This is a genomic window from Salinibacter sp. (assembly GCF_036626415.1).
Lineage (GTDB): Bacteria > Bacteroidota > Rhodothermia > Rhodothermales > Salinibacteraceae > Salinibacter.
The window spans coordinates 1-11,247 of the sequence record NZ_JAZKRW010000100.1 but is presented as its reverse complement, the minus strand read 5'-3'; the positions used below and the strand labels follow the sequence as shown (position 1 = coordinate 11,247).

Annotated in this window: 6 protein-coding genes, 1 tRNA gene and 1 pseudogene; 6 read left to right on the top strand and 2 right to left on the bottom strand. The window is 65.4% G+C overall.

The features are described from left to right. The 3 genes from V5A20_RS10725 to V5A20_RS10715 form a co-directional block, all read left to right on the top strand. The coding region (locus V5A20_RS10725) for a peptidase M14 (RefSeq protein ID WP_332327311.1) at nt 1-2,040 on the top strand (2,040 nt) is incomplete at its 5' end. 54 nt (nt 2,041-2,094) lie between these two features. Then, on the top strand, nt 2,095-4,200 hold the full coding sequence (locus V5A20_RS10720; protein ID WP_332327310.1) for a thioredoxin domain-containing protein: 2,106 nt from the start codon (nt 2,095-2,097) through the stop codon (nt 4,198-4,200). Between the two features lie 57 nt (nt 4,201-4,257). Beyond that, nucleotides 4,258-5,448 (top strand): thiolase family protein, encoded by a 1,191-nt coding sequence (locus tag V5A20_RS10715; RefSeq protein ID WP_332327309.1) that lies wholly within the window; start codon nt 4,258-4,260, stop codon nt 5,446-5,448. A gap of 21 nt (nt 5,449-5,469) precedes the next feature. On the opposite strand, the gene V5A20_RS10710 is transcribed toward V5A20_RS10715, so the two are convergent. Beyond that, a complete protein-coding gene (locus V5A20_RS10710) occupies nt 5,470-6,411 on the bottom strand; it encodes a hypothetical protein (RefSeq protein WP_332327308.1) in 942 nt (313 codons plus the stop codon). Between the two features lie 79 nt (nt 6,412-6,490). Here V5A20_RS10710 and V5A20_RS10705 point away from each other — a divergent pair, with 79 nt between their 5' ends. The 3 genes from V5A20_RS10705 to V5A20_RS10695 all read left to right on the top strand — a co-directional run bounded on the left by V5A20_RS10705 (nt 6,491) and on the right by V5A20_RS10695 (nt 10,611). Beyond that, the gene (locus V5A20_RS10705; RefSeq protein ID WP_332316351.1) at nt 6,491-7,111 is read left to right on the top strand and encodes a DNA-3-methyladenine glycosylase; all 621 of its coding nucleotides are present in this window, start codon (nt 6,491-6,493) and stop codon (nt 7,109-7,111) included. 261 nt (nt 7,112-7,372) lie between these two features. Continuing rightward, a complete protein-coding gene (alaS, locus tag V5A20_RS10700) occupies nt 7,373-10,261 on the top strand; it encodes an alanine--tRNA ligase (protein WP_442978397.1) in 2,889 nt (962 codons plus the stop codon). A 261-nt stretch (nt 10,262-10,522) separates the two neighbouring features. Then, nucleotides 10,523-10,611 (top strand) — tRNA-Ser (locus V5A20_RS10695). Between the two features lie 239 nt (nt 10,612-10,850). Here the strand turns inward: V5A20_RS10695 and V5A20_RS10690 are convergent. Further along, nucleotides 10,851-11,247: pseudogene (locus V5A20_RS10690) on the bottom strand (hypothetical protein); the annotation flags it as partial.

The window sequence follows — 11,247 nt, the reverse complement described above, 5'->3', positions numbered from 1 at the left end:
CCGATGTTCAACCCCGACGGGCGTGACCGCTTCGTGGACTGGGTGAACGGCAACCGCGGCGGCACGCCCACGGCCGACCCGCAGGACCGCGAGCACAACCAGCCCTGGCCGGGGGGGCGCACCAACCACTACTGGTTTGACCTGAACCGGGACTGGCTGCCCGGCCAGCATCCGGCCTCGCAGGGACGACTCGACTACTTCCACAACTGGAAGCCGCAGGTGCTTACGGACTTCCACGAGATGGGCGCGGAGGCGACCTACTTCTTCCAGCCGGGCGTGCAGAGCCGCACGAACCCCAACACCCCGCAGCTGAATCAGGAGCTGACCGGCCGCATCGCGGAGCGCCACGGCGAGTACCTCGACCAGATCGGCTCCCTCTACTACACCCGCGAGACGTTCGACGACTTCTACTACGGCAAGGGATCGACGTACCCCGACATCAACGGGTCGATCGGCATTCTCTTCGAGCAGGCCTCCTCGCGGGCACTGCTGCAAGAGACGAGCAAAGGGGAGCTGACCTACCCCTTTACGGTGCGCAACCAGTTCATGACGTCGCTGTCGACGATGCGGGCCGCGGTGGAACTGCGGACGGACCTGCTGGAGTACCAGCGCGACTTCTTTGCCAACCGGAACGAAGCGCTCCAGGACACCGAAACGGAAGCGTACGTGGTCGACCGGTCGGCACAGCCCACCCGGGCCCGCGCCCTGGCGAAGGTGCTCGACCGCCACGAGGTGCGCATGTTTGACCTCGGCGAGCAGGTCCGGGTCGACGGGCAGACGTTCCGCCCCGGGGAGGCCTACATGGTCCCGCTCGACCAGCCGCAGGGCCGGTTCGTGAAGGCGGCCATGGAGCGCACCTCTACGTATCCCGACTCGATCTTCTACGACGTGTCGACCTGGAGCCTGCCGTTGGCCTTCGGCGTCGATCACGCGGCCGTCTCCGACGCGCCGGCACAGGGGCAACGGCTTCAAGACCCGGGGTACGAAAGCGGCGAGGTCGTGGGGGGGCGCTCCGAGTACACCTACGTCCTGCCCTGGGGCAAGTACTACGCTCCGCGGGCCGTGCAGCGGCTCCACAACAACGACATTCGCCCCCGCGTGATGACCGCCCCGTTCACGGCGCGCGTCAACGGGTCGTCTCAGTCGTTTGACCGGGGGGCCATTGTCGTGCAGGTAGAGCAGCGCGGGGTAGCCGCCGACAGCATCCACCAGGTGGTGCAGCGGATCGCTGCGGACGACTACGTGGACGTCTACGCCGTGGATCAGGGCATGACGCCCCGAGGGCCGGACCTGGGCAGTCGGAATTCCGCCATTCTGGAGCCCCCGGAGGTGGCGATCATTACGGGAACGGGCGGCGGCTCGCGGTACAGCGGCACGAGCGCCTACAACGCAGGGGAGGTGTGGCACCTCCTCAGCGAGCGCATGAACGTGCCGGTCTCTCTGGTCGACCTGTCCGACGTGCAGTACGCGGACCTCGACCGCTACAATACCATGGTGTTGGCCGGGGGCAGCTTTGACGACCTGCCGACAGAGAAGGTGGAGAGTTGGGTCCAGAACGGCGGCACGCTCATCGGCGTAGAGGACGCCGTGGAGTGGCCCATCGAGCAGGGCATGGTGGACCTGGACGAGCGTGAGCTGGACGTGGACTCGCTGGTTCAGGACCAGTCGTATGCGGACCTGGACAATGCCTATGGGGCGCAAGGCATTGGGGGCTCCATCTTCGAAACAAACCTCGATCCCACCCACCCGGTTGCCTACGGCTACGGCGAGAGCGTGCCCGTCTTCCGCGTCGGGACTGGGTTTTACGACCCGAGCGACGAGCCGGGGGCGAGCGTGGGCACCTACGACGACACGCCGCGCCTCAGCGGCTACCTCTCCGACGAGCAGACGGAGCAGGCCCGTGGGGCCGCGTCCATCGAGGCGCACGAGGTGGGCGGGGGCCAGGTGATCCTCTTTATGGACAACCCCAACTTCCGGGCCTTCTGGTACGGCACCAACGGCCTCTTCCTCAATGCCGTCCACTTCGGGCAGATCTTGTAGTGTTCGAGTCTGAATAGCGTATTCTCACGCACAGGTCCACGAACCACCGACGCTATGCCCAACCGCCTCGCCGACGAGCAGAGCCCGTACCTGCGCCAGCACAAAGACAACCCGGTGGACTGGCACCCGTGGGGCGAAAAAGCATTTTCGAAGGCCCATGATGAGGACAAGCCGATCTTCTTGTCAATTGGCTATTCGACCTGCCACTGGTGCCACGTCATGGAGCGGGAATCCTTCGAGGACGACGACGTGGCCACGCTGCTCAACGACGGCTTCGTGCCGATCAAGGTGGACCGCGAAGAGCGGCCGGACGTCGACAGCATCTACATGGACGTCTGCCAGATGATGCGGGGGCAGGGTGGATGGCCGCTGACCGTGCTCCTCACCCCGGATCGGAAGCCCTTTTTCGCGGCGACGTACCTGCCGAAAGAAGGGCGCTTTCAGCAGACGGGTCTCATGGACCTCCTGCCGCGGGTCAAGCAGCTCTGGAACAGCGACGACCGGGCAAAGCTTCTCGACGACGCTGAGCAGGTCACCGACCGGCTCCAGCGCATCGGGGAGGACCAGACGGGCGGGGATGCGCCCGGCCCGAGCCTCCTCGACGAGGCGGCGCGGCAGCTCGCCCAGCAGTTCGACCGGACCCACGGCGGCTTTGGGTCGGCCCCGAAGTTTCCGGCCCCGCACAACCTGCTCTTTCTGCTGCGCCACTGGCACCGGACCGGGGAGCAGCGGGCGCTCGACATGGTGACCACGACGCTGGACCGGATGCGATGGGGCGGGCTCTTCGACCAGGTGGGGTACGGCGTGCACCGGTACTCGACCGACCAGCGGTGGAAGCTTCCCCATTTTGAGAAGATGCTGTACGACCAGGCCATGCACGTCCTGGCCTACACGGAGGCGTACCAGGCGACCGGCACCGACCGGTACGAACGAACGGCGCGCGAGGTGCTCACGTACGTGCTCCGCGACCTTCGGGCGCCAAACGGCGGGTTCTTCTCCGCCGAGGACGCCGATAGCCTGAATGAAGAGGGGGAGATGGAAGAAGGGGCGTTTTACGTCTGGTCGATCGAGGACATTCGCGAGCACTTGGAGCCTGCCCTCGCGGACCTCGTGATTGAGGTCTACAACATGGCTCCGGAAGGCAACTATCAGGAGGAGCGCTCCGGGGAGCGGACCGGCAAGAATGTGCTGCACCGCGAGCAGTCCCTCGCCGCGGCGGCCGAGCAGCGAGGGATGGACGAGGAGACGCTCCGCGATCGCCTCGACGACGCTCGCGAAACCCTGCTCGACGCGCGGGAGGACCGTCCTCGTCCTGGGCTCGACGACAAGGTGCTGACGGACTGGAACGGCCTCATGGTCGCGGCACTCGCGAAGGCCGCTCGGGTCTTCGATGAGGACGCCTTCGAAACGGCCGCCGTCCAGACGGGGCATTTCGTGCTCGACACGATGCACGACACGGAGGGGCGGCTGCTTCACCGGTACCGGGAGGGGGACGCCGGCATCCAGGCCACGCTCGACGACTACGCGTTTCTGACCTGGGGCCTCCTGGAGCTCTACGAGACGACGTTCGACACGGAGTGGCTCCGGGCGGCGATCGGGCACATGGAGACGGCCCTGGAGCGCTTCTGGGACTCGGAGGGGGGCGGCTTCTATCTGACTCCGGACGACGGCGAGGCGCTCATCGTGAGGCCGAAGGAGGCGAACGACGGCGCCCTGCCGTCTGGCAATTCGGTGCAGCTGATGAATCTGCTGCGCCTGGCCCGCTTCACCGGTCGCACCGAGTTTGAGGAGCGTGCGGCGGCGCTGAGCCGATGGGCGGGGGCGAACGCGCGGCGCCGACCGACCGGGTTTACGGCACTGCTCTCGGGGCTGCACTGGGCACTGGGACGGCCGCGGGAGGTGGTGGTAGCGGGGGAGGGGGGAGCGGCCGACACCGACGCTCTCCTTCGCGTGCTCCACAACTGCTACACGCCGACCACGGTCACGCTCCACCGCCCGCCTGGGAGCGCGGACATCACGGGCCTTGCCCCGTTCGTGGAGCCGCAGACGCCGATCGATGGTGAGGCCGCTGCGTACGTGTGTCAGGACTTTCAGTGCGAGGCGCCCGTCACGGATCCGGAGGCATTGCGGGCACAGCTTCAAGCCCGTGACGACAACTGACCTGCCTGCCTTCGCGACCCTTATCATTTCTCCCTCTCATAGACCTCCTCTCTCGCCATGCGTGACGTCTACATTGCCGCGGCCGTGCGAACCCCGATTGGGCGCCTCGGCGGGGCCCTCAAAACCCATTCTCCTGTCGACCTTGCCGCGCCGGTCATGCGGGCGGCGCTCGACCGTGCCGACGTCGACGGGGGCGGACTCGATCTGTACATTTTCGGCAATGTGCTTCGGGCCGGACAGGGACAACTGGTGCCGCGTCAGGCCGCGCTCCAGGCAGGAATTCCCGACAGCGTCGACGGCTACGCCGTAGACATGGTGTGTGCCTCCAGCATGATGTCGATTATGAACGGGGCGACCATGATCAAGGCCGGGGAGGCCGACCTCATCCTGGCCGGCGGCACCGAGGCGATGTCCGACGCGGGCTTTTACCTGGACTCCGACGCGCGGTGGGGCTATACGTTTTCGCCCGGCGGGGAGCAGCTGCAGGACATCATGCACCGCGACGGGCTCAGTGATCCGGAGACCGGCAACGCCATGGGCGAGCAGACCGAACGGCTCTGCGCGGAGCACGACATCGACCGGGACGCCCTCGATGAGATTGCGGCCGCCTCGCAACAGCGCGCCGCCGAGGCGACGGAGGCAGGCCGCTTCGACGACGAAATTGTCCCGGTGGAGTACGACACGCGCTCCGGGCCCGAGACGCTAGCGACGGACGAGGGCATCCGCCCGGACACGACGGCGGAGGGGCTTGCGAATTTGGGCCCGGCCTTCGCGGACGACGGCGTGTTGACGGCGGGCAACAGCAGCCAGATTTCCGACGGGGCCGCGGCGGTGCTCCTTGCCAGTGCCGACGCGGTGGACGCCCATGGCCTCACGCCCCTTGCGAAGGTGCATCGGGGCGGATGGTCGGCCCGCGAGTCGTGGCGCTTTCCGGAGGCTCCCATCCCGGCCGTCCACAACGTACTCGACGCGACCGACACGACGCTGGACGACTACGACCTGTTCGAAAACAACGAGGCGTTCGCGATCAACAACATCCTCTTTCACCGTGAGCTCGACGTGTCCTATGACCGCTTGAACGTGCACGGCGGGGCGATTGCGCTCGGTCACCCGATCGGTGCGTCGGGGACACGGATTACGGTCACGCTTCTCCATGCCCTTCGGCAACACGACGGGACGCGGGGCATGGCCTCCATCTGTCACGGCACGGGCGGGGGGGTGGCCTTGGCCATTGAGCGCACGACTTGAGGAAATGCGCACCATGGGGACCTATGTCCCGGCCAGTGTGCGACACTGTGCGGTCCCCTGCACGGCTCGGCCTTCGAACGACGCCCCGCCGCCGTTGAGCTGTCCCTCGACACGACGGGCGGTCCGTGTGCCTTCGAACGAGAAGGCGTCGTCGAGGGTCACATGCGAGCCTGTCAGGGTGAGGGCTGCGGGGTGATCGGGCGGAAGGTGTGTTTGGAGGGGGCCGCCGACCGTGTGGAGGGTGGTGTCCTGGGTCGGGGCTCCGTGATAGGTGAGAGGGGCGCCGCGGACGTGGGCCTCGCAGGAACCGGTCACATGTTGGAGGGTGAGGGCCGCGCCGTGAACGGAGAGGTCGGTGGACCCGCCCAGGTCCCGGACCGTTGTGGGACAAGACTGTGCCCGAAGGGTGATGGAGCTTTGGCGGAGGCGTGTGAGGGTGATGGCGCCCGCTGCCCACTCAAGGGTGAGGGCGAGATCGGTGCTGTCCTGGATGGAGACGTCTCCACCACTGCCCTGCACCTGGAGCGCCCCGCTCAGACCGGTCGCGTGCACGGAGCCGCCCGGGACTGTGAGGTCGAGCGGGCCCGGTAGGTCAGACGCTTCAACCGTGCCACCCGCGGCCTGAGCGGCAACCCTCATGCCGGCAGGAAGGTATACGTCGAGGCAGATGGACGTTGGGCGGTCGTGGCGCCAGCGCCAGTCCACGGTGCCTTCAGAGAGGCGACGCCCAAAGACGCGCAAACGATCGCCCGATCGGTGGGTGGAAATCCGCTTCCGGTCAGACAGTCCCTCGGCGACGTCGGGATCGACCCCCGGCACCGCGGCCTGGACCTGAACGCGATCGGCTTCGTCGTGGGGCTGGAGCCGAATGTGCGCTTCGGGCACGTCGAGGATGAGCGCCTCGAGCCCATCGGTCTCAAAGGCCGCGTCCATGACCGTTGCTGCCGGAGAGGAGGGAGACATAATACCGAATGGGAAAAGGCTCCACGAGTATCTGTGCCGCCTGGACCTACCGACCACCCTACCAACTGTTCACACCGATATGGAGCCGCTGTCCACGTCGTTCTTCGACCGGCCTACTGTGTCCGTCGCCCGGGACCTGATAGGGGGGCGTCTCGTTCGCGAGCTGCCCACGGGATCCCGTCTTGTGGGACGGATCGTGGAGACGGAAGCCTATACAGAGAACGACCCGGCCTGTCACGCCTCACACCTCGCGCGCGATTCAGAGACTGGAGAGGTGGTCGGCCAGGGACGCGGGCGAGACCTGTTTGCTGCGCCAGGCACCGCGTACGTCTACCTCATCTACGGGGTTCACTGGCTCCTCAACGTGGTGACGGAGCCGGAAGGCACGGCCGGGGCTGTCCTGATTCGGGCGGTGGAGCCCGAAGAGGGCGTCGACGACATGCGGGCGGAGCGGGGCGTTGAGCGCAGGGTAAACTTGACGAACGGCCCGGGAAAGCTTGCCGAAGCCTTCGGAATTGACAGCGACGCTCACAAGACGCGCCTGACGGGCCCCCCGCTGTATTTTGCGAACGGCGCCTCTGTAGATGATGAACGAGTCGCTCAGTCTTCACGCATCGGCATCTCCAAGGCGGTGGATCGTGCGTGGCGCTGGTACGTAGCGGAGAACCAATTCGTCTCGCCGACCCGCCCGAGCGGATAGGGGGAGTTGTGCCTTCTAAGAGTCGGGGGCCCTGGTCGGAATCCTCGACAATGTCAGCCGTACATAGTGGACCTGTCGGAGTGCGTTCGTGGCGCTCCGGGGTCCGTTCCGCGCGATCCGCGGAGTCGCAGCGCTGGGGCGGACGTAGACAGTCCGAAAATACCTTCTTAACCCCTTACATGAGGTGAGTGGGCATCAATGCATGCCTGTGAACCTTGTACGACCGTTCTCCTCACCTGAAATTGAATTCCCTGGAATCCGATGAACCCGCATCTCCAGTCCGACGCCGATCCGTCTCGCTCCTCTGAAGAGATCCGGCAGGACTTCTTGCAGTTCTTTCAGGCGAAGGGCCACGAGGTGGTCCCCAGCGCCTCCCTTGTGCCGGAGGGGGACGGCACCCTGCTCTTCACGAACGCGGGCATGAATCAGTTCAAGGATGTCTTTTTGGGGACCGGCCAGCGTCCCTACTCCCGAGCCGTGGATACACAGAAGTGCCTGCGCGTCTCCGGCAAGCACAACGACCTGGAAGAGGTGGGGCACGACACCTACCACCACACCTTCTTTGAGATGCTGGGCAATTGGAGCTTCGGGGATTACTTCAAGGCCGAAGCGATTCAGTGGGCATGGGAGCTCTTGGTGGAACGGTGGGGCCTGGCGCCGGACCGGCTCTACGCGACGGTCCACGAGGGGGATGAGGCCCTTGGGCTGTCGGCCGACGCGGAGGCATACGACCTGTGGCTCTCGCAAACGCCCCTGCCCGAAGAGCGGGTTCTCTACGAGCCGTCGAAGGAGAACTTCTGGATGATGGGGGACACCGGCCCCTGCGGCCCGTGCTCGGAGCTCCACGTAGATCTGCGACCGCCGGAGGTGCGCCGCGAGAGGCCGGGACGCGAGCTGGTGAACGCGGACCATCCGCAGGTGATGGAGCTCTGGAACCTCGTGTTCATCCAGTACAACGCGCAGTCGGATGGCAGTCTGGAGCCGCTGGAAGACCAGCATGTGGATACGGGCATGGGCTTCGAGCGGATGGTGGCCGTGCTGCAGGGGGAGGAATCGACGTACGACACGGATCTCTTCGCGCCGCTGCTGCAGGCCGTGGCCGATCTCTCGCCGCGCACCGAGATTCGGGGCTACGACGATTTGCGAACGGAGGACGAGGAGGCGCACGATCAGGCCCGAATTGCCCTCCGCGTGGTGGCCGATCACATCCGGGCCATCGCCTTCGCCATTTCCGACGGCGTGATGCCGAGCAACGAGGGCCGGGGGTACGTCATCCGCCGCATCCTGCGTCGGGCCGTGCGCTACGGCTATCAGACCCTGGAGCTGGAGGAGCCGTTTCTGCATCGGCTCGTCGATCCGCTGATCGAGAAAATGGGCGGGCAGTTCGACGGGCTTGCGGAGCAACAAGCGTTCATCGAGCAGGCGATCCGGTCCGAAGAGGAGAGCTTCCTGGAGACCCTGGGCACCGGAATTGAGTTTTTCGAGCGTGTGGCGCCGTACGTGACGAGCTTTCAGGAGAAGGATGGGGACGTGAGCGATCGGCTTGTGGGCGAGCTCCAGCAGGATTCGCAGGCGTTGGACCTGCTGCAAAAAGCGTACGTCGACACCGACGACTCGAATGAGCTCTTGCGCGACTTCGCCCGCACGGCTCGTGGCGGGACGCTGCCGGGACAAATTGCGTTTCTCCTCCACGACACGTACGGATTCCCAATCGATCTTACCCGGCTCATGGCCCGTGAGCGCGGTCTAGAGGTCGACATGACAGGATACGAGCAGCTCATGGACCGACAGCAGGAGCGCGCGCGGGCCGCCTCCGACTTTGCGGTTGACCAGAGTAACGTGCACGCCTGGCAGTCGGTATCAGAGGGCAACGAAGCCTCTTTCTTCGTCGGGTACGACCAGGATTCTGTAGACGACGCTGAAATCCGGGCTGTGCGGGTGGTGGAGACCGACGACGGCCAACAGTATGAGGTTGAGCTCAGCCGCACCCCTTTCTACGCAGAGGCGGGCGGGCAGGTCGGAGACACCGGCACGCTCCACATCGGGGGAGAACAGGTGCGGGTCCTCGACACGCAGCGCGAGGGCGAGCGGATTGCGCACGCCGTAAAAGATCTTCCCGATGACATGGGGGGGGCGGTTCAGGCCCAGGTCGATGTCCAGCGCCGGGAGCGCATCAAGACCCACCACACGGCCACGCACCTGATGCATGCGGTGCTCCGCGACACGCTCGGGGACCATGTGCAGCAGAAAGGGTCGCTCGTGGCGCCGGATCGACTTCGGTTCGACTTCAGTCACTTCGATGCGGTCGACGAAGATACGCTCCGCGACATGGAGCGACGCATTAACACTGTGATACAAGAAAACATTCCGAAGCAGGAGGCGCGCGAGGTGCCGATCGACGAAGCGATGGACCGTGGCGCGACGGCCCTGTTTGACGAGCAGTACGGCGACCGGGTGCGGGTCATCACCTTCGATCCCGATTTCTCGATGGAGTTGTGTGGAGGCACCCACGTGGACGCCACGGGCGAGATCGGACTCTTCCGGTTTCTGTCCGAGGGCTCCGTGGCCTCGGGCGTGCGCCGCGTGGAGGCTGTGGCCGGGGGGGCGGCACTGGAGCACGTAGCATCTGAACTGGACACGTTGTCGCGTGCCCGTCGGCAGTTCCGGTCGCTGCACACGTCCCTTCCGGAGGCCATCGCGGAGCTGCAAGCAGAGCGCGACCGGCTGGACGAGGAGCTCGACCAGTTGCGCCGCGACCAGCTCTCGAGCCAGCTGGACACCTTTATCGCGGAGAATGCAACCACCGTGGATGGAGTAACGATCGTTACGGGGCGGCTTGACCGAGCGAGCATGGACGACCTGCAAGAGCTGGGCCAGCAGTTCCGTGACAAGCTGGGGGAAGGGGCCGTTGGCGTCCTCGGAAGTGTGGGGAAGGAGGGAGAGAAGGCGTACGTGGTCGCCACGGTGGCCGATGATCTTCTTGATCAGGGCCAGTTGCGGGCCGGCGATCTCGTAGGAACATTGGGCGACCGCCTCGGTGGCGGCGGCGGCGGCCGACCGTCCCTGGCGTCGGCCGGGGGGCGCGATCCTGAGGCGCTGGACGCGGTGCTAGATGAAGTCCCGGCCCTCGTCCGTGACTGTCTGGTATAGCGTCCGTTCCGCTTCCCGCGTTGCTTCAGCCCGCCTGTGCTTCTTCAAAAGGGTGGGGATGAGCACACCCCCAGAAGAGGTCGGTGACTGGCGCTTCGGACCCCTCCGGAGGCGGATCCAGGGTGACTGTGGTGCCGGCCGCTGAATTGCTGGGGACTGTTCCTCAGCAGGGGGGATGGTTCACAGCGATTTAGCTGCGCTCTATGCACGACAGGGGGAACGTGCTCCCGCGTAACGATGTACGGCACTATCACCATTTGCGGTGGGGTGGCAGAGCCTGGTTGAATGCACCGGTCTCGAAAACCGGAGGGCCCTCACGGGTCCCGGGGGTTCGAATCCCTCCCCCACCGCCTCGGAGGTTTCCCTTCAGCCCACTCGGATGTCCTCCGAGTGGGTTTTTGTTTTGCTCGGGCCGCTCGCCGCCAGAGCCCGTCGTTTCCCGTCGGTAGGACTGCTCACGGTTGGGCAATTAGCCGTCGTTCTCCTTTTCTCAGCCCCTTTGTTTTCTTGTCTCTCCTGGCCCAAGACTCAGTGTTTTTCGTTGGGGGAGGAGCCTGTTTCCGATTTCCGACCGCGGATGTGGGCAGCATTAGGAGCGCCCAAGACCTCGCGTGGAGGTAGAGTGAGTCGGCGCACACCGCACAATGAGGCGTGTGTTGATCACCGCTCCGCGGTAGCGCTCTGCGAGCGTTTCCGCCCTGCGTTGATCGATGGCGCGTACCACCGTAACGACCCTGCATTGTCCTCTTCCTGTGCGGGTAAGAAGGATCTGGACTGCCTCCTCATCGTCGTGGGGCTTGAAGAATGAGGTGGTGTCCACCCTGACGAAGTAGGTTTCTATCTCATAGTCCGTTGAGTCGGTCGTCGTGTCCAATGTATCGAGAACCTGGGCTTCGGCCACCAGCGGCAGGAAGGCAGCGGCGAACATCACAACACCGATTCGCACGAGAGGCAAGAAGGCGTTTTGTGGAGTGAGAAGCTGTTTG